General features: G+C 70.5%; 24 protein-coding genes. 8 read left to right on the top strand and 16 right to left on the bottom strand.

The window, feature by feature from the left end:
- Positions 1-74 precede the first annotated feature (74 nt).
- Positions 75-1,619 (bottom strand): MFS transporter, encoded by a 1,545-nt coding sequence (locus QIS96_RS01735; protein ID WP_282540502.1) that lies wholly within the window; start codon positions 1,617-1,619, stop codon positions 75-77.
- A 64-nt stretch (positions 1,620-1,683) separates the two neighbouring features.
- On the opposite strand from QIS96_RS01735, the gene QIS96_RS01730 reads away from it, so the two are divergent.
- The 3 genes from QIS96_RS01730 (at position 1,684) to QIS96_RS01720 (ending at position 4,263) form a co-directional block, all read left to right on the top strand.
- A complete protein-coding gene (locus QIS96_RS01730; protein WP_282540501.1) occupies positions 1,684-2,445 on the top strand; it encodes an ArsR/SmtB family transcription factor in 762 nt (253 codons plus the stop codon).
- Between the two features lie 199 nt (positions 2,446-2,644).
- Positions 2,645-2,863, top strand: a complete 219-nt coding sequence (locus QIS96_RS01725; protein WP_282540500.1) for a DUF3046 domain-containing protein — start codon at positions 2,645-2,647, stop codon at positions 2,861-2,863.
- A 242-nt stretch (positions 2,864-3,105) separates the two neighbouring features.
- Positions 3,106-4,263: an AI-2E family transporter gene (locus tag QIS96_RS01720; protein ID WP_408907102.1), complete on the top strand. Its 1,158-nt coding sequence runs from the start codon at positions 3,106-3,108 to the stop codon at positions 4,261-4,263.
- Positions 4,264-4,313: 50 nt separating this feature from the next.
- Here QIS96_RS01720 and QIS96_RS01715 read toward each other — a convergent pair whose 3' ends face one another.
- The 7 genes from QIS96_RS01715 to QIS96_RS01685 form a co-directional block, all read right to left on the bottom strand.
- Positions 4,314-5,108 carry a cytochrome d ubiquinol oxidase subunit II gene (locus tag QIS96_RS01715; protein WP_282540498.1) on the bottom strand — a complete coding sequence of 265 codons (795 nt, stop codon included), beginning with the start codon at positions 5,106-5,108 and terminating at the stop codon, positions 4,314-4,316.
- Between the two features lie 8 nt (positions 5,109-5,116).
- A complete protein-coding gene (locus QIS96_RS01710; RefSeq protein WP_282540497.1) occupies positions 5,117-6,436 on the bottom strand; it encodes a cytochrome ubiquinol oxidase subunit I in 1,320 nt (439 codons plus the stop codon).
- Positions 6,437-6,573: 137 nt separating this feature from the next.
- Positions 6,574-7,293, bottom strand: coding sequence for a response regulator (locus tag QIS96_RS01705; protein ID WP_282540496.1), 720 nt, complete (start codon positions 7,291-7,293; stop codon positions 6,574-6,576).
- The gene (locus QIS96_RS01700) at positions 7,290-8,519 is read right to left on the bottom strand and encodes a sensor histidine kinase (protein WP_282540495.1); all 1,230 of its coding nucleotides are present in this window, start codon (positions 8,517-8,519) and stop codon (positions 7,290-7,292) included. The genes QIS96_RS01705 and QIS96_RS01700 overlap by 4 nt, the downstream gene beginning before the upstream one ends.
- 92 nt (positions 8,520-8,611) lie before the next feature.
- Entirely contained in the window at positions 8,612-9,400 is a 789-nt protein-coding gene (locus QIS96_RS37790) for a helix-turn-helix domain-containing protein (RefSeq protein WP_408907096.1), read from the bottom strand.
- A gap of 198 nt (positions 9,401-9,598) precedes the next feature.
- Positions 9,599-10,453, bottom strand: a complete 855-nt coding sequence (locus tag QIS96_RS01690; protein ID WP_282540494.1) for an SDR family oxidoreductase — start codon at positions 10,451-10,453, stop codon at positions 9,599-9,601.
- Positions 10,454-10,485: 32 nt separating this feature from the next.
- Positions 10,486-11,100: a LysE family translocator gene (locus QIS96_RS01685; RefSeq protein WP_282540493.1), complete on the bottom strand. Its 615-nt coding sequence runs from the start codon at positions 11,098-11,100 to the stop codon at positions 10,486-10,488.
- 277 nt (positions 11,101-11,377) lie between these two features.
- On the opposite strand from QIS96_RS01685, the gene recA reads away from it, so the two are divergent.
- Positions 11,378-12,517, top strand: a complete 1,140-nt coding sequence (gene recA, locus QIS96_RS01680; protein WP_282540492.1) for a recombinase RecA — start codon at positions 11,378-11,380, stop codon at positions 12,515-12,517.
- A 3-nt stretch (positions 12,518-12,520) separates the two neighbouring features.
- Positions 12,521-13,450 carry a recombination regulator RecX gene (gene recX / locus QIS96_RS01675; protein WP_282540491.1) on the top strand — a complete coding sequence of 310 codons (930 nt, stop codon included), beginning with the start codon at positions 12,521-12,523 and terminating at the stop codon, positions 13,448-13,450.
- Between the two features lie 113 nt (positions 13,451-13,563).
- On the opposite strand, the gene QIS96_RS01670 is transcribed toward recX, so the two are convergent.
- The 3 genes from QIS96_RS01670 to QIS96_RS01660 form a co-directional block, all read right to left on the bottom strand.
- The gene (locus tag QIS96_RS01670) at positions 13,564-14,010 is read right to left on the bottom strand and encodes a rhodanese-like domain-containing protein (protein WP_282540490.1); all 447 of its coding nucleotides are present in this window, start codon (positions 14,008-14,010) and stop codon (positions 13,564-13,566) included.
- On the bottom strand, positions 14,007-14,582 hold the full coding sequence (locus QIS96_RS01665; RefSeq protein WP_282540489.1) for a cupin domain-containing protein: 576 nt from the start codon (positions 14,580-14,582) through the stop codon (positions 14,007-14,009). The genes QIS96_RS01670 and QIS96_RS01665 overlap by 4 nt, the downstream gene beginning before the upstream one ends.
- Before the next feature lie 1,907 nt (positions 14,583-16,489).
- Positions 16,490-16,690, bottom strand: coding sequence for a hypothetical protein (locus tag QIS96_RS01660; protein WP_282540488.1), 201 nt, complete (start codon positions 16,688-16,690; stop codon positions 16,490-16,492).
- 172 nt (positions 16,691-16,862) lie between these two features.
- On the opposite strand from QIS96_RS01660, the gene QIS96_RS01655 reads away from it, so the two are divergent.
- Complete coding sequence (locus QIS96_RS01655; protein WP_282540487.1) at positions 16,863-17,921, top strand: hypothetical protein; 1,059 nt, start codon at positions 16,863-16,865, stop codon at positions 17,919-17,921.
- Positions 17,922-18,238: 317 nt separating this feature from the next.
- Here QIS96_RS01655 and QIS96_RS01650 read toward each other — a convergent pair whose 3' ends face one another.
- The 5 genes from QIS96_RS01650 to QIS96_RS01630 all read right to left on the bottom strand — a co-directional run bounded on the left by QIS96_RS01650 (position 18,239) and on the right by QIS96_RS01630 (position 23,862).
- Positions 18,239-20,068 carry an FAD-dependent monooxygenase gene (locus QIS96_RS01650; RefSeq protein ID WP_282540486.1) on the bottom strand — a complete coding sequence of 610 codons (1,830 nt, stop codon included), beginning with the start codon at positions 20,066-20,068 and terminating at the stop codon, positions 18,239-18,241.
- Positions 20,069-20,266: 198 nt separating this feature from the next.
- Positions 20,267-21,208 (bottom strand): amino acid ABC transporter permease, encoded by a 942-nt coding sequence (locus QIS96_RS01645; protein WP_282540485.1) that lies wholly within the window; start codon positions 21,206-21,208, stop codon positions 20,267-20,269.
- The gene (locus QIS96_RS01640) at positions 21,205-21,852 is read right to left on the bottom strand and encodes an amino acid ABC transporter permease (protein ID WP_282540484.1); all 648 of its coding nucleotides are present in this window, start codon (positions 21,850-21,852) and stop codon (positions 21,205-21,207) included. The genes QIS96_RS01645 and QIS96_RS01640 overlap by 4 nt, the downstream gene beginning before the upstream one ends.
- A gap of 156 nt (positions 21,853-22,008) precedes the next feature.
- On the bottom strand, positions 22,009-22,929 hold the full coding sequence (locus QIS96_RS01635) for a glutamate ABC transporter substrate-binding protein (RefSeq protein WP_282540483.1): 921 nt from the start codon (positions 22,927-22,929) through the stop codon (positions 22,009-22,011).
- A gap of 156 nt (positions 22,930-23,085) precedes the next feature.
- Positions 23,086-23,862 carry an amino acid ABC transporter ATP-binding protein gene (locus tag QIS96_RS01630; RefSeq protein ID WP_282540482.1) on the bottom strand — a complete coding sequence of 259 codons (777 nt, stop codon included), beginning with the start codon at positions 23,860-23,862 and terminating at the stop codon, positions 23,086-23,088.
- Positions 23,863-24,158: 296 nt separating this feature from the next.
- On the opposite strand from QIS96_RS01630, the gene QIS96_RS01625 reads away from it, so the two are divergent.
- Entirely contained in the window at positions 24,159-24,875 is a 717-nt protein-coding gene (locus QIS96_RS01625) for a response regulator transcription factor (RefSeq protein ID WP_282540481.1), read from the top strand.
- 8 nt (positions 24,876-24,883) lie between these two features.
- Complete coding sequence (locus QIS96_RS01620; RefSeq protein ID WP_282540480.1) at positions 24,884-26,284, top strand: sensor histidine kinase; 1,401 nt, start codon at positions 24,884-24,886, stop codon at positions 26,282-26,284.
- Positions 26,285-26,297: the final 13 nt, after the last annotated feature.

The following is a 26,297-nucleotide window of genomic DNA, read 5'->3' as shown; positions in this document are numbered from 1 at the left end:
CTAAGGCGGGACTTACGGGGGGTACGTGGCTCGTGATTGGGCCCGCCGGGTGCTCAGGGCGCCTCCGGGGCAGGTCATTTCCCTTCTGCGGTACGGGTGTTGGCGCGGCGCCGGGTCGTCGTCAGGGCGAGTATGGCCCCGGTCGCGAAGGCCGTCGCGGCGAGGCCGGCCGACAGCCGCAGGCCTGCGGTGAAGTCCGACGCCGAGGCGGCGAAGGTGCCGAACAGGGCCACGCCGACGGCACTGCCCACCTGCCGGGAGACATTGAAGACGGCGGAGGCGATGCCCGTGCCCGCCGCGGGTGCGGCGTCGATGATCGCGGCGGTGGCGGCGAGGGCCGTCAGCGTCTGGCCGAGACCGGTGGCCGTCAAGGCGAACAGCAGCACGGGATACGGAGTTTGGGGCCCGGTCGGAAGCCAGCCGAGGAAGCCGACGGCGCTCAGGGCGAGGCCCGCCGCCATGGGTGGATGCGGGCCCGTGCGCGCGGTGATCCTGCTGAACAGCGGGGCGGCGACCAGGCCCATGCACACCGAAGGCAGCAGGGCGAGCCCCGTCGTCAACGCGCTGAAGCCGCGCTCCTGCTGGAAGTACAGGGTGGTCAGGAACAGCATCCCGTAGTAGCCGAGGCTGATGAGCAGGCCGATGATCGCCGTCGGGGTGAAGGAGGGGGCGCGGAACAGGGACGGCGGGAGCAGCGGTGCGCGCCGGCCGCCGGTGCGGCTGCGTGCTTCGGGGGTGCGTGCTTCGGGGGTGCGTGCTTCGAGGGTGCGCTGCACGGCGGCGAAGGCGACCAGGGCTGCGACGCCGAGGCCGAGCGCGGAGAGCACCAGGGGTGAGGTCCAGCCGCGTGCACCCGCCTCGTTGAGTCCGCCGGCCAGCGCGATCAGGCCGACGACGCCGAGGAGTTGGCCGAGCGGGTCCGCCTTCCGCGCCGTGTGCCGAGGCCCGGCGGCAGGCGGGAGGTGGCGCAGCGTCAGGGCGACCGCGAGGGCGGCGACGGGAAGGTTCAGCCAGAACACCGCGCGCCAGCCACCGCCCGAGACCAGCAGCCCGCCGACCACCGGCCCGGCGCCGAAGGCCACCGAGGCGACCGCGCCCCAGACTGCGACGGCGCGGGCCCGCACCCCACGGTCGGGGTGGACGGCCTGGAGCAGGCCGAGGGACGCGGGCACCAGCAGCGCCGCACCCGCGCCCTGCCCGAGCCGGCCGACGATCAGGACTGCCGACGATCCGGCGACGGCGCAGGCCAGTGAGGCGACGGCGAAGAGGCCGAGCCCGGCCAGGAAGGTCCGGCGATGGCCCCAGCGGTCGGCGAGCGTGCCGCCGAACAGCAGGAGACCGGCGAAGAGAGTGCTGTAGCCGTCGACGATCCACTGCAGGGCGGCGGCGCCGGTGCCGAGGGAGCCGCGGATGTCGGGGAGGGCCACATTGACGACGGTGACGTCGAGCATGACGAGGAAGTAGCCGAGGCTGAGCGCGATCAACGGGGCCATGGCGAGAGCGGGTTGACGGGTTTCGGCGGCGACGCGCTCGGCTGCCGGCCCTGTGGGCTCCGTGGTCGGCCCTGTGGCGGGCTCCGTGGTCGGCCCGCTGCGGGCGGCGAGGTGCGTTGCTCTCATGGAGAGATGATCGAAGCCAGACACTTCGTCGTACGTCAAAGTGTCGACGTCGTACGCTGCGACCATGAGGGACGAGCCGCTCAAGCAGCAGACCGACATCGCCCGCGCCGCGGCGCTGATCGCCGACCCGTCGCGGGCCCGGATGCTCAAGTGCCTGGCCGACGGCCGCTCCCTGCCCGCGAGCGCGCTCGCCGGTGAGGCCGGCGTCAGCGCCGCCACCGCGAGCGTGCACCTGGCCAAGCTGGTCGAGGGCGAGCTCGTCACCGTGAGCAGGCAGGGGCGGCACCGCTACTACCGCCTGGCCGGTGCGGACGTCTCCGCCGCCCTGGAGGCCCTCGCGCTGATCGCGCCGCCGCTGTCCGTCACCTCGCTGAAGCAGAGCAACCGCGCGGGCGCCCTGCACCGCGCCCGCAGCTGCTACGACCACCTGGCCGGACAGCTCGGCGCGGGCCTGATGGGCGCGCTGCTCGACCACGGAGCGCTGACCGGTCACGACGGCGTCCACCGTCCCGACGAGGCCGTACGCGACCGCCCCGCCTCCTACGGACGCGACATCCGCTACGAACTCACCGACAGCGGCCGGGAGCAGCTGCGTCAACTCGGCGTCGACACCGACCGGTTGCCGCCGCGCCGTCCCGCCGTGGGCTACTGCGTCGACTGGAGCGAGCACCGCCACCACCTGGCCGGCGGCCTCGGCGCGGCACTGGCGGCCCGGCTCTTCGAGCTGGAGTGGGTGCGCTGGGGTGCGGCGCCGCGCGTGGTCCTCGTGACCGACGCGGGGGCGGCGGGCCTGCGGCGTTCGCTCGGCCTGACCCTCGCGCGGTAGCGGGGCGACCGGAGGGGTGCGGGACGGCCGGAGGGTGGGGGCGGTCGTGGCGTCATGGATGCTTGGTACTTGGTACTTGGTACTTGGCTTGGTGCTTGGTTGCGGTGGGGGCGCAAACTCCCCGGAAACTCCCTGATGGCTACGCTGGGCTTGGAATGGCAGAAAAGATGCAGGTCACGGTAGGGGCGGAGCAGATCTCATGCGGTTGACGATCTTCTGGCAGCGGATGGAGGAGCAGTTCGGAGCCTCGTACGCCGACTCGTTCGCGCGTGATCACGTGATGTCCGAGCTCGGCGGGCGGACGGTGCACCAGGCCCTGGACGCGGGCTGGGAGACGAAGGACGTCTGGCGCGCGGTGTGCAGTGCCATGGGTGTCCCGGCCGACAAGCGTGGCACGCTCCCCGACGACAAGCGCTGACGCGGACGGCCGAGGTTCCGGGAACGGCCGACAGGTTCCGGACATGACCTCGGCCGGACAGGACATGACCTCGGCCGGATGAGGTGCGTCACGTCCGGACGGCTGCGGGATTGTCAGTCGCGTACGCGAGACTGGTCGACGTGGCAGCCAGCGAAGCAACCAGTGAGACCGCCGCCCAGGACAGCGGCCCGCCCTCGACGACGCCTCCCGACGGGCCCGCCGCGGCGTGGTCCGGACAGCGCATGCCGCGGTGGCTTCCGCGCGCCATGGTGCTCGCGCTCGCCCTGTTCGCCTGCTTCCAGCTCGGCAGCTGGGCCTTCCACCAGCTGACCGGCCTGTTGATCAACATCCTGATCGCGTTCTTCCTGGCGCTCGCGGTGGAGCCCGCGGTGAGCAGGATGGCGCAGCACGGCATGCGCCGCGGCCTCGCGACGGCGCTGGTCTTCCTCGGCGTGATCATCGCCGGGGCGGGCTTCGTCGCCATGCTGGGGTCGATGCTCGCCGGCCAGATCGTCGACATGGTCGCGGACTTCCCGGAGTACCTCGACTCGTTGATCAACTGGATCAACGCCACGTTCCACACGGAGCTGTCCAGATTCGAGCTGCAGGACAGCCTGGTGCACTCGGACTGGCTGCAGAAGTACGTCCAGAACAGCGCGACGGGCGTCCTCGACGTGTCGGCGCAGGTCCTGGGCGGGCTCTTCCAGCTCCTCACGATCCTGCTCTTCTCGTTCTACTTCGCCGCGGACGGCCCGCGCCTGCGCCGCGCGCTCTGCTCCGTGCTTCCGCCCGCCAAGCAGGCCGAGGTGCTGCGCGCCTGGGAGATCGCCGTCGACAAGACCGGCGGCTATCTGTACTCCCGAGGCCTGATGGCCCTGATCTCCGGCATCGCGCACTACATCCTGCTGGCCGCGCTCGGCGTCTCGTACGCGCCCGCGCTCGCGGTGTGGGTCGGCCTGGTCTCGCAGTTCCTGCCCACGATCGGCACCTATCTCGCGGGCGCCCTGCCGATGCTGATCGCGTTCACGGTCGACCCCTGGTACGCGCTGTGGGTGCTGGTCTTCGTGGTGGTCTACCAGCAGTTCGAGAACTACATGCTGCAGCCCAAGCTGACCGCCAAGACCGTCGACATCCACCCGGCGGTGGCGTTCGGCTCGGTCATCGTCGGCACGGCGCTCCTCGGCGCGGTCGGCGCCCTGATCGCGATCCCCGCGGTGGCCACGCTGCAGGCATTCCTGGGCGCCTATGTGCGGCGGTACGACGTGACGGACGACCCGCGCGTGCACGGCCACCGCAAGCGCGGCTCAGGCCCGCCCCTCGTCCGGCTCCGACAGGCCCTGAGCACACGCAGCGACGCACCCCCACCGCCGCAGCAGCGCACCGGCGAGCCGCCGGAGTGAGGTGACGGGAGGGCTGCGAAGGGCGTCGAACCCTCCGGTCGACCAGGGCTTCAGATGTACGAGGGGCCGGTCACCCGGTGCCGGAACGTGCGCCACATCCACGCCTGCACGGCAAGCAGCAGCGGCGTCACGCCCAACAGCGCGGGCACGAGGAAGGCCAGCGTGGCACCGTCCGCCGCCGACTCCCCGAGCGGCAGCGCGACGCCCGCCGACAGCGGCAGCGCGGCCATCAGGACACCGGTCAGGGCGAACGTCTGCCAGGGCCGCGCGCCGCGCCCCACCAGCACGTGCGCGCGTGCGTACGGATCTCCGGTCAGGCGCATCGCGGCGAAGCCGAGACCGTGCGCGGCGAACAGGGCGGCGACGGCGAGCGCGGTGAGCACCGCCACCGGACCGGTCGCCGCGGCCCCCGCGGAGCCCGTGAACAGCCCGGCGAGCAGCCAGCCCCAGGCCAGCGCGACGGCCCAACTCCCGCACACCACCGCGCCGTCGCACCCGGCACGCCACCGGGAGCCGCCCGTACGGCCGCGCAGCCACAGCCCCGCGTCGCGCACCGCCCAGCCCGCGAGCAGCGGCACCACGACGGCGAACTGGCCGCTCAGCAGCTCGCCCTCCAGCGCTGGGAAGCAGCCGATGAGCAGCCCCGCAGCGGCGACCAGCCACACCTCGTTGCCGAGGAAGAACGGGGCGAACGACGTGAGCACCAGGCGCCGTTCGGCATCGCCGCGCCCCAGGTAGGGAGTGAGCATGCCGGTGCCGATGTCGGCGCCGCCGAGCACGAAGTACCCGGCCGCGAAGAACGCGAGCAGGCCGACAGCGAGGGTTTCGAGGGTCGAGGTGTCCATGGCGCTCCTCAGTAGCTCGCGGCGGCGAGGGAGTCGGCGGGGTCGCGCTCGGCGGCCCGCTCGTTGTGGCCGAGCCCGCGCTCGACGGGCCCCACGCGCGCGTGCCGCACGAGCAGCCACACATTGAGGGCGGCAAGCAACGCGAACAGCGTGGTGAAGACGATCAGCGAGGTGCGCATCGCGCCGGGCGACACCGAGGAGACGGCGTCCTCGGTCTTCAACAGGCCGTACACGACCCAGGGTTGACGCCCCGCCTCCCGGAACACCCAGCCGCTGATCATCGCCAGATACGGCAGCGGAACCGCCGCCATGAGCACCACGTGCCAGAACCGGAAACGGAAAACTGCCCTCTTGAAGAAGGCCAGTACGAAACCGCCGATGCACAGGTACATCATCAGCGCGAAGGCGAGCAGCATCAGAGTCCCGGCACCGCGCGTCCAGGCCTCCGAAGGGACGTAGTCACCGGGGCCGAAACGGTCCGCCATGTCGGCCTGGAGACGGGCCACTTCAGCGGTCTTATCACTGAAAACCGCCTCCTTCATGGGCTGCATCACAGCGAACTGCACCCCGCCGAAGGCCGCCGTCACGAACAGCGCGGGCAGCGAGACGAACACCCCGATGCGCAGACTGCGCCCGAAGAACTCCCACTCGGGGGAGCGCTTGAACAGGTGGTACGCGCTCACCCCCGCCATGAAGAACCCCGCCGTGAGCAGCGCGCCCGCCACGATGTGCCCGAACGCGAGCAGCGCGCTCGGGTTGGCGAACACCGCCGCCGCGTCCCCGATGACGAGCCTGCCGCCCGAATCCCGGTGCCCCACAGGGTTGTTGAGGAAGCCGTTCGCGACGAGGATCCAGTAGGCGGAGGCGTACGCGGTGAGCGTGACCACCCAGATAAGCGCCAGATGGACCCAGCGGTTGAACCGGTGCCAGCCGAAGATCCACAGGCCGAGGAAAGTCGACTCCACAAAGAAGGCGACGACTGTCTCAAGCGCCATGGAGGCGCCGAAGACGTCCCCCGCATAGTGCGTGAGCCCGCTCCAGCTCAGCCCGAACTGGAACTCCATGACGATGCCGGTGACGATCCCGACCGCATAGTTGATGACGTACAACTGCCCCCAGAACCGCACCATGCGCGCGTGCAGCGCGCTGCCGCTCAGCGTCGCCCGGGTCTGCAGACAGGCCACGAACGTCGCGAGGCCCAGGGTGAGGGCGACGAACAGGAAGTGGCCGCCCGCGGTGAGGGCGAACTGCAGCCGGGCCAGGTCGAGGGTCTCAGCGGCCGGCTGAGCGCCCGCGAGGGTCAGGGGTGGATCCAGGGATGGGTACACCCCGTCAGCGTCGGCGTACGGCTCCGGTGGGGGCGTCGGCCGCCGGTGGACAGTCGGCGTACCCCCTCGGTTGCGGGTGGCCTCCTGGACGTACCCCAGAAGTTGCGCACGCGCGGTGCGGGTTCAGGTCAGCCCGTTCAGGTCAGCCAGCCCGGGGTGATCATCCCCGACTCGTAGGCGAGGATGACCAGTTGGGCCCGGTCGCGGACGTCGAGCTTGGTCATGATCCGGCTCACATGCGTCTTGGCCGTGGCGGGCGACAGGACGAGGCGCTGGGCGATCTCGTCGTTGGAGAGCCCGGCGCCGACCAGGCCCATCACCTCCCGCTCGCGCTCCGTCAGCGCGTTGAGGCGTGGGCTCGGGTCGGGCTGCCTGCTGCGGCCCGCGAACTCGGCGATGAGCCGACGGGTCACAGCGGGCGCGATCAGCGCGTCCCCGCGCGCCACGACGCGCACGCCGTGCAGCAGCTCCATCGGCTCGGTGTCCTTGACCAGGAACCCGGAGGCACCGGCGCGCAGCGCCCCGTACACGTAGTCGTCCACGTCGAAGGTCGTGAGGATGACGACGCGCACGCCCTCCAGGGACGCGTCCGCGGTGATGCGGCGGGTGGCTTCGAGGCCGTCGACGCCCGGCATGCGGATGTCCATCAGGACCACGTCGGGGAGCAGCCGGCGGGCGAGCGTGAGCGCCTGCTCGCCGTCCGCGGCCTCACCGACCACTTCGATGTCGGCCTCGTCCTCCAGGATGGAACGAAAACCGGCTCTCACAAGTGTCTGGTCGTCGGCGAGGACGACACGGACCGCCGGTCTCCCCTCCGGCCCCGCGCCCGGTTCCGTCGGCCCCTGTGTGGCTGTCACAACTCCCCCTCGGACGGCGGCCGCAGCGGCAGCCGGGCACTCACCCGGAAGCCGTCCGCCGTGTTGCGTGCGGTCAGTTCGCCGCCGAACGCCTTGGCGCGCTCGGCCATGCCGCGGATCCCGCTGCCGTGCGCGAGCTCGTCGGTCGAGCCCTGCCCGTCGTCGTCGATCCGCACCTGAAGGTCCTCGTCGGCGTACGTGAGCGTGACCGTCGCGCGGCACGCGCGCGCGTGCCGGGTCACGTTGGTGAGCGACTCCTGCACGATCCGGTACGCGGCCAGGTCGAGCGGCGGTGGCAGCGGCCGCGGCGTGCCGACCGTCTCCGCGCGCACGTCGAGCCCCGCGCTGCGCGCCCCCGCCAGGAGCTCGGGGAGCCGTTCGAGCCCGGCTGTGGGCGCCGTGGGCGCGCTCTCGTCGGCCTGGCGGAGCATGCCGAGGGTGGAGCGCAGCTCGCCCAGCGCATCCCGGCTCGTGGACTTGACCGCTTCGAGCGCCTCCTCGGCCGTGGCGAGGTCCCCGCTGACGGCGGAGTCGTCGGCAGGGCGCGGACGGCGCTTGGAGAGGCGGTGCAGGGCCGCACTGGACTGCACGTTGATCAGCGAAATGCTGTGCCCCAGTACGTCGTGGAGTTCGCGGGCGATCCGCAGCCGCTCCTCGGACGCGCTCTGCTGGGCGCGGGCCTCCTGCTCCCGCTCTGCGGCCAGCGCGCGCCCGCGCACCTCCTCCAAATAGGCGGCACGCGTGCGTTGTGCACGAGCGAGGATGAGAAGGCTGAGCAGCCAGCCCGCCATCATCATGATCGACATGTCGTCGACCCTGCGCCGGCCCGGCTCCTGCAGCACCTCCCCGTACACGACGAGGAGCATCGCCACGACGCCCAGCGCGGCGGCCGCGGCGAAGCGGCCGTCCACGGCGGCGGTGTAGAGCGCGATGACGAACGCGAGCATCACGGGGCCGTCGTTCCCGCTGACCGGGTAGTACACGGCGCAGGCGAGCAGTGTGACGACGGCGACACTGATGGGGCGGCGACGCCTGAAGTGCAGCGCGCCGCAGGCGACCCCGAGCATCGTCCAGCCGGTCACGGCCTGCCAGAACGTCTCGGACGTGTCCCGCATCCCCCAGAGGGCCCCGCCCACGGCGACAGCGGTGACGGCCAGTGTCACCGCGAGATCCTTGGCACGCGCGGAGAGTCGCTTTCCGGGCAGGCCGGTCGGGGGGAGTGCCATGTCCGGAAGGATATTGCGCGCGGCGCGGCCCGGACCCGTACGGAAACGGCACCCCTTAGGGGGCGGTTTCGGCGGCAGATGGAGTGCCTGACTCAGCCCCCCCCGGCACCGAGCAGGCCCGCCGGCATCCGGCGCACCGCGCGCTGGGGGGCGCCTCCGGGACGTCCGCCAGCTCCACATCGGGCTGTTCGCCCAGCGCGGCAGCGAGCTGCGGACGGTCTCCACGCGCTGCAGCACCGGACAGGTGGATGGCCTGGCAGCGCGGCGGTCGGCGTTGCGCGGTCGGCGCTGCTCGTGCCACCCGCCGCGTCTGTCGCGCCGCCTGCGGCGGGTGCTGGGGCGGATCTGCTCGTACGGCCTGAAGCTCGGCCCGTACGAGCTGGGTGGCGAGGGCGCTCGGCAGGCCGACGATCTCCAGCTCGGCCCGGCCGGGCGGGGGCACGGGAGCCATCCATCAGGTCGAGCAGGTCGTCGCGGCCGGTGATGTAGCGGTAGAGGGAGGCCTGGCCGGGGCCGAGGGCCTTGGCGACCTGGCGCACGGACACCGCGTCCAGGCCGCGCCGGTCCACCAACTCGACGGCGGCCGCCGCCAGTTCGTCGCGGCTATGGCTGGCGGAGGGGCTCCGGGCGGCCCGCTCCGGCCGCGCCCAGACCGTACCCGGCTCGGGGGCCTGGCCTTCCGGGAACTCCTGCCTTTCCTGGGTCTCCTGGCTGCCGTGGGTCCCTGGCTGCCGTGGGGGCCCTGGGTTTTCTGGCTCGACACTCGTCCTGCTGCCCGTCTCGCGCTCGGCTGTCTCAGGGGTATTTCGGGGGTGCCTCAGGGATAACTCAGGGGCGGGACGGCCTGATTCGTACCGTCCGGCGATCCGGCCGCTGGTCACGGGGCTCGGCGTCAACCGCCGGTGAGTGCCGGGCGCGGCTGAACGTCATCACGCGGCAGCCCGCGGGCAGTTATCAGGTCGGCCGGGCCAGGTGCTCCATGGTGGACTCCAGTGTCCTCGTCGGTGCTCGCCGGCACCCGTACGACGGCGGAAGACCGCGCCTTGTGGCAGCTCCTGGCGTGACGTGGGACATGCCTCTCAGGGCGCGGCGAGAAACGTACGGGCACCGCGCAGCGTGGTGCGCAGCCCGCGCCGGGTCGTACGGCAGTCGAGACGCACATCGAGCGCGCCCGGCAGCGGGGAATCGGCGCGCAGGCCCGCGACCAGGCGGGAGGAGTCGAGCCCGTCGCGGCGGGCGACGAGGAGGCCGAGCTCGTAACGGCTCACAGCGTCCGCGCCCGCGAGGTGGTGCACGCCCCGCGCGTCGGAGTGCGCGAGCTCAAGGAGGGCGGCGGCCAGATCGGACACGTGCACCGGGCAGCGGACGTCGTCGGTGAACAGAACGCCGTCCCGCACTCCGGTCGCGAGGTCGTGCACCACACGTACGTGAGGGGAGGAGCTGGGGCGAGCCGAAGGGCGGCTGGAACCGTCGACGATCAGGGAGGTGCGGGCGACCACCGACTTCGGGGACAGGAGACGCACGCCCGTCTCGGCCGCAGCCTTGGCCGCGCCATAAGGGGTGACCGGATCGGGGAGGCAGGTCTCGTCGTAATGCACGCGGGCACCGGAGAAGACCGCGTCGCTCGACACATGCACCAGGCGACAGCCGTGCCGTGCCGCAGCCACCGCCAGACGGACCGGACCATCGGCCGTGACCGCCCAATCGGCCTTGCCACTCGTCGCGTTGACGATCACACGCGGCCTCGCCTCGGCGACGACCGCGTCGATCTGCTCGGCGACCCGCAGGTCGAGCGCGTACCACCTGAGGTCCGTCCGGTCGGCTGGGGCCGGCCCGGACATGAACGTCGCTGCGGTCGGGCGTCCGGCCGCAGTGGCCTGGCGGACCAGCTCGGCGCCGAGGAGCCCACTGCCGCCGACGATCAGGAGCGTCATACGCCGCCGCCTTGCCTTCGGGGGAAAAACGTTCAGGGCTGGGAGGTCGCGACCTTGACTCCGAAACCGATCAGGACGACACCCGTGACGCGGTCCATGGCGCGGCGCACGGCGGGCCTCTCGAAGAAGGCGCGCGCCTTGGCCAGTACGAGGACGTAGCCGCCGAGCCAGACCAGGGTGAGGGCCGCGTGGACGAGTACCAGGAGGGTCATCCCGAAGTGCGGCGCCAAGCCCGTCGGCGCGAGCGTGGGCAGCAGGCCGGTGTAGAAGACCGCGATCTTCGGGTTGAAAACGTTGCTGACCAGTCCCGTACGCCACGGGTTGCCGGCCGGGGCGCTCGCCTCCGAAGGCGTCGAACGGCTGCGCCGCGCCTGCAGCAGCGCCTGGACGCCCAGGAAACCGAGGTAGACGGCGCCGACGAGCTTGACGACCGTGTAGGCCGTGGTGGACGCCGCCAGGACGGCGGCCAGGCCGACCACGGTCAGCGCGCCCCAGACGAGCAGCCCGGCCGCGATGCCCCCGACCGTGCGCAGACCGTCCCGCCAGCCGGACGCGAGGGCCCGCTTCGTCACGACCGCCATGTCGGGTCCGGGAACCATGGTCAGGACGGCGAGCACACCCGTGGCCGCGAGGAGCTGGACAAACATGCGCTCAGTGTCCCAGCAGGGTCCAAGTCGTCGTATTCGGGGGCAGTCGCCGCCCGGGACCGGCGCGCTCGCGAGGGGCTCGAGTGCCGCGTGGTGCGCTTGACACGTAAATCGAACATCCATTCTTATGGAATCTCCGGCAACGCTCCAGCCCCGGAATTCCGGGGGTTCCGGGGAGTTATCCACAGGCCGGAGCCGACGTCGAGGCGCATTGTCAGTGGCAGGGGATAGCGTCTTGGACGTGAAGCGATCGACTCAAGCAAATCGGGTGGAACCCATGGCAGGCACTGACCGCGAGAAGGCGCTCGACGCCGCGCTCGCACAGATTGAACGGCAATTCGGCAAGGGCGCCGTGATGCGCATGGGCGAGCGGCCGAACGAACCCATCGAGGTCATCCCCACCGGATCGACCGCCCTCGACGTGGCCCTCGGCGTCGGCGGACTCCCGCGCGGCCGTGTGGTGGAGGTGTACGGACCGGAGTCCTCCGGTAAGACGACGCTGACGCTGCACGCCGTGGCCAACGCGCAGAAGGCCGGCGGCCAGGTGGCGTTCGTGGACGCCGAGCACGCCCTCGACCCCGAGTACGCGAAGAAGCTCGGCGTCGACATCGACAACCTCATCCTGTCCCAGCCGGACAACGGTGAGCAGGCCCTCGAGATCACGGACATGCTGGTCCGCTCGGGCGCGCTCGACCTGATCGTCATCGACTCCGTGGCGGCCCTGGTCCCGCGCGCGGAGATCGAGGGCGAGATGGGCGACTCGCACGTGGGTCTGCAGGCTCGCCTGATGAGCCAGGCGCTGCGGAAGATCACCAGCGCCCTGAACCAGTCCAAGACCACCGCGATCTTCATCAACCAGCTCCGCGAGAAGATCGGCGTGATGTTCGGCTCGCCGGAGACCACGACGGGTGGCCGCGCCCTCAAGTTCTACGCCTCGGTGCGTATCGACATCCGCCGCATCGAGACCCTCAAGGACGGCACGGACGCGGTCGGCAACCGCACCCGCTGCAAGGTCGTGAAGAACAAGGTGGCGCCGCCCTTCAAGCAGGCCGAGTTCGACATCCTCTACGGCCAGGGCATCAGCCGCGAAGGCGGCCTGATCGACATGGGCGTGGAGCACGGCTTCGTCCGCAAGGCCGGCGCCTGGTACACGTACGAGGGCGACCAGCTCGGCCAGGGCAAAGAGAACGCCCGTAACTTCCTGAAGGACAACCCCGACCTCGCCAACGAGATCGAGAAGAAGATCAAGGAGAAGCTGGGCGTCGGCGTGAAGCCGACGGACGGCGAGTCCGGCGCGGACGCGGCGACCGTGGATGCGGCGGCCAAGGACGCCAAGGACCCGAAGGACGCGGCCAAGTCGGTGCCCGCACCGGCTGCCAAGGCCAAGTCGACCAAGGCCGCCACGGCCAAGAGCTAACCCGTGGTACGGCGAACGGACTGGCCGGAGGAAGCCTTCGACGGTCAGGGCGCGGGCGGGCAGCCCTTCGAGGGGAACGCCTTCGGCGACGGTGGTGACGGCGAACTCTTCGGCGGCGACGAGCAGTTGGGTCGCTCCGAGGAGTTCGGCACCGGCGAGGAATCCGGCCGCCCCGGCGGCCGCGCGGGCCGAGGCGGCCTGAGCGGCGGGGGAGGCCGGGGTAGCCGCGGAGGTCGTTCCGGCACCCGTGGCCGGCGTGCGGGCAGGGGCCGTGAAGGCGACGAAGGTGGCGGCAGAGCATTCGGCGAGGGGCGCGGCGGTGGCTTCGGCGACCGCACGCCCCGAGGCGGCAGCCACGTCGAGGAACAGGACGGCGATTCCCCCGACCCGTCGAGGGCCGGGAAGGGGGAATCGCGTAAGCGAGAGCGGGACCTGCCACCGGAGGAGCGGGCGCGGAACATCTGCCTGCGCCTGCTCACCGGAACCCCGCGCACGCGCAAGCAGCTCGCCGACGCACTGAGCAAACGCGAGATCCCCGAAGAGGTGGCGGAGGAAGTCCTCTCCCGGTTCGAGGAAGTCGGTCTCATCGACGACTCGGCCTTCGCCGGAGCCTGGGTGGAGTCCCGGCACCACAGCCGAGGCCTCGCCCGCCGCGCACTCGCCCGGGAGCTGCGCACCAAGGGAGTCGACTCCACGGCGATCGACGAGGCCATGGAGCAGCTCGACTCCGAGCAGGAGGAAGCCACAGCGCGCGAACTGGTCGCCCGCAAACTGCGCTCGACCAGAGGACTCGACCGGGACAAGCGCCTGCGCCGCCTCGCGGGCATGCTCGCCCGTAAGGGTTACCCGGAGGGCATGGCCCTGAGGGTCGTGCGCCAGGCACTGGAACAAGAGGGGGAAGAGACGGACGACTTGGAGTACGGGGGGTTCTGAGCCGGACCCGATGGGGGTGACCGGACCGGACGCGTGCCGAACGAGCTTGCCGGGGCGCCGAGTTGACGGCAACGGGGACGTGGGGGAAGTAGGGGAGGAAAGCGGGCCGGGGGTCAGGTCGGCTCGGCGGGCGGGGCGGTGACCGGCAGACCTGCCGCGCGCCAGGCCTGGAAGCCTCCGGTCAGGTCCGTGGCGCGGTACAGCCCCAACTGCTGGAGTGAGGCCGCGCCGAGGCTGGACGCGTAGCCCTCGTTGCAGACCACCACGACGTGCACATCGTGGCCGGTCGCTTCCGGTAGGCGGTGGCTGCCCTGCGGGTCGAGACGCCACTCCAGCTCGTTGCGTTCCACGACCAGAGCGCCCGGGATCAGGCCGTCGCGCTCGCGGAGCTCGGCGTACCGGATGTCCACGAGCAGGGCCTCGCCGGCCTCGGCGGCGGCGTGCGCCTCATGCGGTCCGATGCGGTCGAGGCCCTCGCGGACATGCTCCAAGTGGGCGTCGATGGACAGGGGTTGGGGTCGGCTCGGCTCATAGGGCAGGGCGGAAACGGAGTGGGTCACTGCCAGTCCTCCGGCTGTTCGACCTGCTCCAGCCTGAGCACGGCACCGGTGCGGCTGAAGCGACGGATCAAGGGGAGAGGGGGGTAGTAGGCGTGTACGGAGACGGCGTGCTCGGTGGTCGACTCGTTGAGGACCTCGTGCACATGGTGGGTGCCGAAGGCACGGCCGCGGCCGGCGGGCAGGGCGCGGTGGCGGTCGACGCCGGCGGCGAGTTCGAGGGTCTTCCAACCCTCGCTGGGGAGCCGGACGGCGAGCGAGTTCTCCGTCAACTCGCCCTGGGCCGTGGTGAACGCGCCGACCGAATCGGCGTGGTCGTGCCAGCCGGTGCCGGTGCCGGGCGGCCAGCCGATCAGCCAGGCCTCACTGCCACCCGGGCCTTCGAGCCGTACCCAGGTGCGGCCCTCGGGGGCGAGGGGAAGCGAGGCGACCAACTCGGCGTCGGCTGCGGTGCGGCGCACGAAGTCCAGGAGCTGGGCGTGTGTGGGGGCGGTCGCGGATGTGGGGGCCTCGTCGGCGGGTGCGGGGTGCGCGCCGGGTTTCGTCGCCGGGGCAGGAGTGGTCGTCGAAGACACGTATGCCGTCCTGAGGAGTCGCGGGGAGCGCGCGGGTGCGCCGCTGGTCCGCGGGGCTGGGCGCGCGTGGAGGAAGGGCGAGGTCAGGAGGCGTGACAGACGCAGCCCACGTAGCGGACGAGGTCCATGTGGACCCTCCGCCAAAGGCGTCGGCTGGTGTCGGTCATAAGGCGGAGTACAGCACGGGGGACGGTCCGGGTCAATCGGCGTCCGCTGAGTGAAAGGGGGGGGCTAAGAGGTCCTAACGGAAGTCGTCGCCAGGGTTCAGCGGATTTCCCAGCACAGCTGGTCGTGCTGAGTGGCGCGATCGGTTCGGGCCGTTCCTGGAGGCGCCGGAAGCGCTGGATTCGTACCTCTCGATGGCTTTTCGGGGGCGGACTGTTCCCGACGAGTATGCAGGCAGGTTGACGCTCAACTACGGCTGTCGATCCGATAACTCGGAGAAGTGACACGTCGGCGGTGGTGGTGCGTGCGCTGCTCGACGTTCGCAGAGACGGTGGAAGGGGGCGGCTGCAGGCGGTCCGAGTTGGTGAGCGAGGGACTGTGGACGTTACCGATGTGCGAGCGATTGTCTACGCTCCCTCCTCGGAGGGGGAAGCGGAGGCGATTGAGCTCAGAGTGGGGGAGCGGGATTCCGTCGTCATCACCTGCGGGACGGACTGGACTCTCAGGGTTGAGTCGGGAGTATGGGGTGTTCTCCCTGGTTGGTGCCACCCTCCTGAAAGCTGGCGCCGGGAAGACATTCCCGAATTGGGCGGAGCCGGGGAACTCGGCCCCATCCTGGAGGAGGAAATCCGCAGGGATCCGGCTGGTGAAGCAGTCGGGGTTCGACTGGGGTTCAGGTCCTACGAGTTCACCATCATGTGCGGGGATCCGTTTACGTTTGAGATCCACCGGAAGGCGCGTTAAGTCGGACGGGTTTGGATTCTCGGTCGCCGGTGGGAGCTTTCACAGGCGAGCCGGTCGTGGAGCGGGTCGGAGGCGGGAGTGTCATCATCTCGATGAATTGGTCGGCCAAGAGGCTATTCCTCGGGAAACTCAGGGAGAGCGGCCGTGAATTCTTCGAGCAGATGAAGTGTCTCTCCCCCCCGCGACGCTGACGCCTACGACGATGCCCTGGCGCGACTGAAGGTTCGGCATGAGTAACGGAAAGGGTGGAGTTCTTCCTCTTTGAGAAGTGTCGCGCGAGCCGTGCCGAAAAAGGAAGGGAACTGGCGGCGTGCAGTACGAATCCCCCGGGGTGGTCACGCCCTCTGCGGCGGAGAATGTTTTCCGGTATGGGCGACCAGAGGAAGTGAGTAGGGCGCTCATTGCTTCATCCCTTAGCGGTGAGAACCGGCAGTGGACGGAGCAGTGGATCATCCAACTGTCCTGGCATGACGATCCTGGCGTGCGATGCTCGTCCGCAGTCAGCCTCGGGCATCTTGCGCGCCTCCACGGAGAGGTGTCCCAAGAGGCCGTGGAGGCCGTTGCTGAGCTCCGCGGTGAGGGCGCTACGGCCGGCGCGGTGGAGAACGCGCTGGAGGACATCGAAATCTTCTGCAGGAACTGAATTCAAGTGCCGGAATTGCCTGGCTCTGCGGCGTTCCTCACTTGAAGTCCGCCCGGCCCGGGACCGCGTGACGCGGCTGAGGTGGTGTGCACGACGGCATGCCGACAGCCATGCCGCCCGCCCTCGACAACGCCCTGGAGGGCGACGCGAAGGGCGGCTCCGGCGTCGGCGCAGCGGCGGGTGAAGTACGGGTCCTCACGGAGCGGTGCGCGACCTGCAGCTTCAGGCCCGGGAACCCCGGCTTCATTGACGCCGTCAAGTCACGAGCTCTCGGAGCAGGACAAAAATGGATCAAACGGGCCTACTGGTTGTGGGGCCCGACCGGCAAAGCCGGACTGACAAGAAGCTGCACAGATCAGACCTGCAAGCGCCGCACTCGCAGGAGAACAGGAGAAGCCGTGAACGTGACTCCCACGAACAGCACCCGCAACGACTCCCGCCGCAAGCGCCGGCCCGGCCTGGCCACGGCGGTGGCGTCTGCCGTGGCCATCACCGGAGGCGTCATCCTCCCGGCCACCACCGCCACAGCGACCCCCATGCCCTCCACGTCGGACATGACCCTGTCGGCAGGTATGAGTGCCACAGCGGCGTCTGCCGCGCCGACGCAGGTCCGGACAGGGGATGCCGGAGAGGCCGAGCCGACACCGCCCACGCCTCCGGGGGACGGGGACCCGGTGGATCCCCCTCCGCCCCAGGAGGGTGAGCCGACGTCGCCCCAGGAGGGGGAGGTGACCTCGCCCCAGGAGGGGGAGGTGACCCCGCCGAAGGAAGGGGAGGTGACGCCGCCCGAGGAAGGTGGGCAGACCCCGCCGCAGGACGGTGAGCGAACACCGCCCCAGGAAGGTGAGCAGGGTACTGGTGAGGACACCGGCGTGCAGGGAGTGCTGCCCGGCGAGGGCGAGGACGTCCCTCCGGTGCAGGTGGAGGAATTCCAGAATCTGACTCCGGAAGAGATCAAGAAGCAGGTGGACATCCGGATCGCGGAATCCGATCTCTCCGCCGAGGAGAAGGCGAAGCTCCAGAAGGCGCTGGACGAGCTGGTCAAGCTCGCCGCCGAGGGGGATACGCAGCAGGAGAAGGACCTCGCCGCAAGCCTCGCGCAGGGACTGGGTGAGGCCCTGCGGCTCAGCCAGGACGACACCTTGTCGCAGGAGGACCGGGACAGGTTCAACCAGATCGCGCGCGGCATCAGTGAGGCGTTTGGAAAGGTGTTCGACACGGAGCTGTCCGACGAGGAGCGGCTCGTCTACGCCGCGGTCCTCGAAGACCTGAACGACGTCATCGCGGGCCTCACGGACCCGAATCTCGACGCGGCCGTCAAGGCGTTCTACTCCAAGTTTGCCGATGTGCTCCTCGGCGGCGTACTGGCCGTCGAGAAGCCGGGCACCGCACCGACGAAGCCTGAGGACAAGAAGAAGGTCCAGGAGACGCTGCAGAAGAACGCCGCAGCGCTGAAGGTCTACCAGAGCGCGGACTCCTCCGAGTCGGAGCGGGCCGAGGCCAAAGAGACGCTCGACGAGCAGACCGGGGCGGTGACCGACGCCAAGTACCTGGAGCTCGTGGAGGAACTCAAGCGCCTGAAGGCACCGCAGGCCTGCCTCGACGTCGTACAGGCCCGGACACAGCAGGCCGGCTGGCCGGACGGCTCCCTCTGGGGCCTGACCGACAAGTCCTGCGAGGACACCGTGCAGGCGGGTGCCGCGGACACCAGCAGCGACTGGGCCGGGCTCTTCGACTGCATCGTGAACGAGCCGTTCAGCACCTGCCCGGCCCGTATCCCCGACTAGGCCGTCTCCTTCGGATCTTGCCGGGGGCGCGGGGTGTGGCACGCACTCCCCCAAGCTCTCGGCTCCGCTCGAGCAGGGGGGACCCCCACGGCGTTGTCGCTGCACGCACCAGACCCCGCTCGACTCGACCGAACGGCACCGCCGACCGGATCCGGCCTGATCCGAAGGAAACGACCTAGGCCATCTCCTCCGGTTCATCTGATCGTTGGTCGATGGGTGCCAGCTCGCGCAACTCCAAGGCCAGTACGACGCCCTCGCCTCGGACTCGCCACATGCCTCATCACCCACCGACACGTCCAACGCCTTTGTCAGGACCTCTAAAGGTTCGCGCTGTCGCTGTCGCTGTCGCTGTCGCTGGAGGCGTCAGAGGTGGAGGTGGAGGCTGCAGCGTCGGAGGCGGTGCTGGGGTCGGCGTCCGTGGCGGGCTCGGCGTCGGTCGGAGGCGCGGCGTCGGACGCGGGCTGCTGGGGGCCGGCCGCGAGGTCGGTGCCCTCGTCGACCAGCACCTCGGCAGACACCCGCTCGGCAGACACCCGCTCGGAGGGCGCCCCCTCGGAGGAGGAAGGCTCGGGGGAGGAAGGCTCGGCAGGGGGCCCGCCCCGTGCCGTGTCCGCTGCTGCGTACAGCTCGGCGGGGCGGACGCCGTTGAGGGCCGTGACGAGGTGGCCGTCGGGGCGGATGAGGAGGACGGTGTGGGCGCCGGCGCCGGGGTAGCGCTCGGCGACGAGGAGTTCGCCGGGTACCGGCAGGGCGGTCACCGCGGCGGCGAGGCGGGGCATGACCCCGGCGGTCATCCAGTGCCGTCGTTCCCAGACGCCGGTGCCCGGGGCGATCAGGAGGACGAGGAAGCGGCCGCGGCCGAGCCGGTCGCGCAGCCGGGAGGTGGTCCCGTCGGGAACCGTGACCGGCACGTCGGCCACCGGGGAGCCCTGTGGGGTGACGGTCGTGACCGCGGAGGGGGTCGAAGTGTCGGGCGACAGAAGGGAGTTGGCGTAGGAGGGGCCGGATCCGAGAGGGCCGCGGCCGACGTGGCCGTCGGTGAGGAGGGCGTCGTGGCCGCGGGCGGTGCCCGGTACGTAGGCGCGCAGGCCGCCGCCTCCGCGCAGTATCGGCAGGGCCTGGTCGGCGGCGCGCAGGCGGGCGGCGACGGAGCTGCGGCGCTCGGCCTGGTAGCTGTCGAGGAGCGCGTCGGACTCGCCCTGGTGCCAGCACTGGGCGAGCTTCCAGGAGAGGTTGTCGGCGTCGCGCAGGCCCTCGTCGACGCCCTGGGTGGCGAGGGCGCCGAGCAGATGGGCGGCGTCCCCGGCGAGGAAGCAGCGCCGGGAGCGCCAGCTGCGGGCGAGACGGTGGTGCACGGTGTGGACGCCGGTGTCGAGGAGGTCGTACGGCGGGGTGCTGCCGCCGCACCAGCCGGCGAGAGTGTCACGGATCTTTGACAACAGAACATCGGGAGTGATGAGTTCGCTGCGGGCGGGGAGCAGCCAGTCGAGGCGCCAGGCGCCCTCGGGCAGCGGGCGTGCGGTGATCTCCGCGGCGGCGCCCGGCCACGGGGGAAGCCGGTGCAGCACGGCCTCGCCGGGCCAGGGCAGCTCGGCGCGCAGGGCGGCGACCGCGTGCCGTTCGACGGCGGTGCGGCCGGGGAAGCGGATGTCGAGGAGCTTGCGCACGGTGGAGCGCGGGCCGTCGCAGCCGACCAGGTAACTCCCGCGCCACCAGGCGCTCTTGGGGCTGCGGGTGTGGGCGGAGACGCCGTGGGCGTCCTGCTCGACGGCGTCGACGCGGCTGTCCGGCGCGAGCTTGACGAGAGGCTCGTCGGCGACGGCCTCGCGCAGCGCGGAGGTGAGGGTGTGCTGGACGAGGTGGACGGGGGCGGGGCTCACCTCGTCGACGGTGAAGGCGTGCCGGCGCATCTCCTGCTTGCGGCGGTAGGAGCGCCAGCCGGCCCAGCGGGCTTCGGAGAAGTCGCGTCCCGTGAGCCGCGCGACCAGGTCGGCAGTGTCCTCGCGGAGTACGGCGGTGCGCGCCGGGCGCTGTTCTTCCTTGCCGGGGCCCTCGTCCAGGACGACCGACGGGACTCCGGCGTGGGCGAGTGCGAGGGAGAGGGTGAGCCCGACGGGTCCCGCTCCGACGACGATCACCGGGTCCACGGCGCCGCGCCTCCTGCCAGGGAGAGGGCCTCGGGGAGGGCCCTGAAGGGCGTGCTGTTTCTGGCAGTTGGGGCAGGGTGCGCGATCACAGAACGTATGCAACCTATTGCCGGTGCTTGCGTCAAGTGACGGAGGCAGCGACGTGACGTCGCTGCCTCCGGGTTGTTCAGTTTTTCGACGGTACGGTCCGACGGTCCGTCAGTTGTCCTTGCCCGGCGCCTTGTCGGTGACGATGGTCTCGCCCCGGGGGTCGGCGGCGGAGACGACGGGGGCTCCCGGCGCCGGGGCCACGTCCGAGGCGGCCGGCTCCTCGGCGTGGGCCACCTTGATCCCCGTCTTCGCCTTCCGCCCCCGCTTCTCGATCCAGGTGGCGAGCCACGACAGGACCAGGCAGAGGCCGATGTAGATGGCGCCGAAGACGGCGACCGTCTGGACGAACGGGTAAACGCCGTTGACGGGCGTGTTGTTGGCGATCAGGCGGGCCGAGTGCAGCAGCTCCGGGTAGAGGATCATGAAGCCGAGCGAGGTGTCCTTGAGGGTCACCACGAGCTGGCTGATGATCGTCGGCAGCATCGAGCGGATCGCCTGCGGGAACAGCACCAGGGTCAGGACCTGGGACTTGCGCAGGCCGATCGCGTACGCCGCTTCCTTCTGGCCCTTCGGGACGGCGTTGACGCCGGCGCGCAGCACCTCGGCCTGGACGCAGCCGTTGTAGATCGTCAGGCCGACGACGAGCGCCCAGAACGGCGACATCGTGCCGAGGATGCCGACCCACAGGGCGAAGATCGTGATCAGCAGCGGGATCGAGCGGAACAGGTCGATGAAGACGACCGCGAACCAGCGCACCGGGCGGTGGTCGGAGAGCCGCGCCACGCACAGGACGACCGCGAAGACCAGCGAGAAGACACCGGCGAGCGCGAACACCTTGAGGGTGGCGAGCAGCGCTTCGAGGATGTTCTGGCGGATGCCCGCGTAGTTGAAGATGTCCCACAGGGCGGGGTCGAACTCGCCCTTCTCGTTGAGGCGCAGGATCACCCAGGCGATGCCGCCGAGCAGGGCGGCGGAGCCGACGACGGTGTAGATGATGTTGCGGACCCGGGCCTTGGGGCCGGGGGCGTCGAAGAGAACGCTCGCGCTCATCGGGCGACCTCCAGGCGGTGCTCCAACAGCCGGAAGAGACCGTTGATGGCGTACGTGACGATCAGATACGCGAGGGTGATCCAGATGAAGATCACCGCGATGTCGTAGCCGTCGTTGCTCAGCGTCTTGGAGACGTTGAACAGGTCGACGTTGTTGAAGGCGCCGGCGATCGCGGTGTTCTTCGTGAGCGCGATGAAGATGCTGGAGAGCGGCGGCACCACGGTGCGGGTGGCCTGCGGGAGCACGATCAGGCGCATGGTCTGCGTGAACGTCATGCCGATCGAGCGGGCGGCCTCGGCCTGGCCGAGCGGCACCGTGTTGATGCCGGAGCGCACCGCTTCCGCGACGAACGCGGAGGTGTAGAAACCGCAGGCGGCGACGGCCAGCAGGAAGGAGTCGAGGTCCGGGAAGAGGACCTTCGGCACCACGAAGAACGCCACGAGGAACAGCAGCGTCAGCGGGGTGTTGCGGAGCAGGGTGACCCAGAGGGTCCCGAATATCCGCAGCGGCGGGACGGGCGAGACCCGGAACCCGGCGATGATCACGCCGAGCACCATCGCCACCAGGGCGCTGGCCCCGGTCAACTCCAGGGTCCCGATGAACCCCTCGCGAAACAGCGACAGGTTGTCGAGCAGTACGTTCATGAATTCTCCGCGAGGGGTTCGCGACGGTCGCAGGTCTTCGCGACGGGGCCCTGGCCTAGAGGGAAGGGTCTAGAGAAGAGGGTCCGGCAGCGAGGCGCACATGGATCGCCCCGCCCCGCCGCGCCCGAAGGTGCGTACGGAGCGGGGCGGACAGCATTACTTCGGGTCGGTGAAGGCCGGCGGGTCCTTGTACTCGGAGCCGGACTTGCCGAGGGTGGCGTCGAAGGCCTTCTTGTAGTCGCCGTTGTCCGTGTGCGCCGTGATGGCGTCCGCGACGGCCTTCTGCAGGGCCTTGTCGCCCTTCTTCAGGCCGACGCCGTACGGCTCGTCCGAGAACGGCTTGCCGACGACCTTGAGCTTGCCCTCGTTCTGCGCGGCGTAGCCCATCAGGATCGCGTCGTCGGTGGTGACGGCGTCGATCTGGTTGTTGAGCAGCTGGGCCACGCACTCCGAGTACTTGGACAGCTCGGTGACCTTGGCGCCGTACTTCGGCTTCTTGATGTTCTGCAGCGGCGTGGAGCCGACGATCGAGCAGACCTTCTTGCCGCGCACGGTCTCGGGGCCCTTGATGTCCTTCTCGTCCTTGCGGACCAGGAGGGAGGCGCCGGCGTGGAAGTACGGGCCGACGAAGTCGACCTGCTTCTTGCGCTCGTCGTTGATCGTGTACGTGCCGATCATCAGGTCGACGTCGCCCTTGGAGACGGCGGTCTCGCGGGCGCCGGAGTCGACCGTCTTCCACTCGATCTGCTTCGGGGAGAAGCCGAGGTCCGCCGCGATCATCTTGGCGATCTCGATGTCGAAGCCGGAGCGCTCCTTGGTCGACTGGTCCTCGAAGCCCAGGTACGGCTGGTCGGCCTTGGCGCCGATGATCAGCTTGCCGCGCTTCTTGGCCGCCTCGAAGACCGGGGAGTCGACCTTGGCGTCCTTCTTCACCTCGTACTTGAGGGCCTTGGTGCCCGAGGTGTCGGGGCCCTTGCCGCCGTCGCCTGCGGCGCCCTGCTTGCCGCCGCACGCGGTGGCGGTCAGGGCGAGGGCGGCCACGACGGCCGCGGTGGCTGCGGACTTACGGAGCTTCATGGTGCACATCCTTCGTGTCGTCAGGTGCTGAGGAGACGTGTGCGGGCGGGAGCCTTCAAAGCGGACCTTTCAGCAAGGCGGAGCTTTCGAGGCGGGTCCGGCGCAGGGACGTCTGCGGGCGGCCGGGTCCTGGAAACCTGGGCGCCGCGGGGTCCGTCAGTGGTGCAGGATCTTCGACAGGAAGTCCTTGGCCCGGTCGCTGCGCGGGTTGCTGAAGAACTCGTCGGGCGTGGCCTGTTCGACGATCCGGCCGTCGGCCATGAAGACCACGCGGTTCGCGGCGGAGCGGGCGAAGCCCATCTCGTGCGTGACCACGACCATCGTCATGCCGTCCCGGGCGAGCTGCTGCATGACCTCGAGGACCTCGTTGATCATCTCGGGGTCGAGCGCGGAGGTCGGCTCGTCGAAGAGCATGACCTTCGGGTCCATCGCCAGGGCACGGGCGATGGCCACGCGCTGCTGCTGGCCGCCGGACAGCTGCGCCGGGTACTTGTCGGCCTGGGTGCCGACGCCGACACGGTCGAGCAGCTCACGCGCCTTCTTCTCGGCCGCGGCCTTCTCCGCCTTGCGGACCTTGACCTGGCCCAGCATCACGTTCTCGAGCACCGTCTTGTGCGCGAAGAGGTTGAAGGACTGGAAGACCATCCCGACGTCGGCGCGCAGCCTGGCCAGCTCCTTGCCCTCCTGGGGCAGCGGCTTGCCGTCGATGGTGATCGTTCCGGACTCGACGGTCTCCAGGCGGTTGATCGCGCGGCACAGCGTGGACTTGCCGGAGCCGGACGGCCCGATCACGACGACGACCTCGCCACGGGCGATGGTCAGGTCGATGTCCTGGAGCACGTGCAGCGCGCCGAAGTGCTTGTTGACGTTCTTCAGCGCGACCAGCTCGTCCGCCGCGGGTGCGGCGTCCTTGGTCACTGATACTTCGGCCATGGGGGTTCTTGCTCCATCCTCCTCGGTTGGGAGGACAGTAGTAATCCCGTACGACCAGCGTCATTACATCTGAGGGGAAATTGAGCATAACGATCCGGCTGCAACCGGACACTCCGTGTGAACGGGACGCCCGAGCTCCGTACCGGCTGCATAACGGAACCCGGCCGTGACCCGAACGGCCTTGACGGGGTGCTCGTTCATCGGCGTGACTGCCTTGGTGCGTCCGCGCGTGCGCGCGCAGGGAACCGCACGATCCACGAATCAGTCGTACGAACCGTGAACTGAAGGGAGCCGGAATGAGGCTGTTGCTCGTCGAGGACGACGATCATGTGGCCGCCGCGCTCTCGGCGGTGCTCGCCCGGCACGGCTTCGAGGTCGTGCACGCGCGCAGCGGCGAGGAGGCGCTGCGGGCGCTGCTCCCGCCGGACTCCGACGATCCCGACAAGGCCGCCAAGTCCGGCTTCGGCGTGGTGCTTTTGGACCTGGGCCTGCCCGACCAGGACGGCTACGAGGTCTGCGGCAAGATCCGCAAGCGCACCGCAACGCCCGTGATCATGGTGACCGCCCGCGCCGACGTCCGCAGCCGCATACACGGCCTCAACCTCGGTGCCGACGACTACGTGGTCAAGCCGTACGACGCCGGCGAGTTGCTGGCCCGGATCCACGCCGTCAGCCGGCGCACCGTGCCCGAGGAGGCCGCCGGGCCCGGCGACGACTCGCTGCACCTCGGTCCCGTACGCATCGAACTGCCCACCCGGCAGGTGAGCGTGGCCGGGCAGAGCGTGCAGCTGACCCGCAAGGAGTTCGACCTGCTCGCGCTGCTCGCGCAGCGGCCCGGTGTGGTGTTCCGCCGGGAGCAGATCATCAGCGAGGTGTGGCGCACGAGTTGGGAGGGCACGGGCCGGACCCTTGAGGTCCATGTCGCCTCGCTCCGCTCCAAGTTGCGCAGCCCGGCGCTGATCGAGACGGTGCGCGGAGTCGGCTACCGCCTCGTCGCCCCCGCCCAGGCCTAGGCCGCCCGGTGCGGACCCGTCTCCTCCCGCTGCTCATCGTCCTCATGGCGGGTGTGCTGCTCGCGCTCGGCTTCCCGCTCGCGGTCAGCATCGCCGCGGCGCAGCAGCAGAAGGTCGTCATCGACCGCATCGACGACACCGCCCGCTTCGCCGGACTCGCGCAGTACGTCACCCAACGCCCTTCCGGATCACGGCAGGTGCGCAAGGACGAGCGGCGCGCCACCCTGGAGAAGCAGCTGGTCCGCTACCACGAGGTGTACGGCATCAAGGCCGGCGTCTTCTACCGCGACGGCGCCGTCATGGCCAGCGCGGGCAACTTCCAGGTGCCGGAGGACGGCGAGGGCGAGGAGGCGTTCCGCGAGGCGCTCGCCGGGCGCGGCAGCCACGACCCCAAGCAGGTCTGGCCGTGGCAGGAGCGCCGGCTGTACGTGGCGTCCTCCGTGATCCGGGACGGGGACGTCGTCGCCGTCGTCGTCACCGACTCGCCCACGGACAAGATGCGGTCCGAGACGCAGCACGGCTGGTGGCTCGTCGGGGCGGGCGAGTTCGCGGCGATGCTGCTCGCGATCGGGGCGGCGCTGCGGCTCACCGGGTGGGTCCTGAAGCCGGTGGGCGTGCTCGACGCGACCACGCACGACATCGCGACGGGGCGGCTCAAGTCCCGGGTCGCGGCCGCGGGCGGACCGCCCGAACTGCGGCGGCTCGCACGGTCGTTCAACGAGATGGCCGACCATGTGGAGGACGTCCTCGAACAGCAGCGGGCGTTCGTCGCGGACGCCTCGCACCAGTTGCGCAACCCGCTGGCCGCGCTGCTCCTCCGGATCGAGCTGCTCGCGCTCGAACTCCCCGAGGACAACGAGGAGATCGCGTCCGTACGCACCGAGGGCAAGCGGCTCGCGCAGGTCCTGGACGACCTGCTCGACCTGGCCCTCGCCGAGCACGCGCCCGCGGATCTGCAGCTCACGGACATCGGGGAGCTGGCCGTGGAACGCGTCGACGCGTGGCGGCCGTTGGCCGAGGACCGCGGGGTGGAGCTGCGCTGCGAGGGGCTCGCGGCGGCGACCGCGTGGGCCGATCCGGTGGCGCTGTCCAGTGCGCTCGACGCGGTGGTGGACAACGCGTTGAAGTTCACGCCGTCGGGGGAGGCGGTGACGGTGACCGTCGCGTCCAACGGCTCTTCCGCGACGATCGTCGTCGCCGACGGGGGGCCGGGGCTCGCGGAGGACGAGCTGGAGCGGATCGGCGATCGCTTCTGGCGCAGCGGGCGGCATCAGAATGTGAAGGGGTCGGGGCTCGGGTTGTCCATCACGCGGGCGTTGCTCGCGGCGGGTGGGGGGTCCATCGCGTACGGCCCGAACGCGCCGCGGGGGTTGCGGGTCACGGTGACGTTGCCGCGCACGGCGGGTTGACCCAACGGGACTC

Origin of the sequence: Streptomyces cavernicola, from assembly GCF_029968035.1 — a bacterium.
Classification (GTDB): Bacteria; Actinomycetota; Actinomycetes; order Streptomycetales; family Streptomycetaceae; genus Streptomyces; species Streptomyces cavernicola.
The sequence above is the reverse complement of the archived record's forward strand: the minus strand, read 5'-3'. Positions and strand labels throughout refer to the sequence as shown.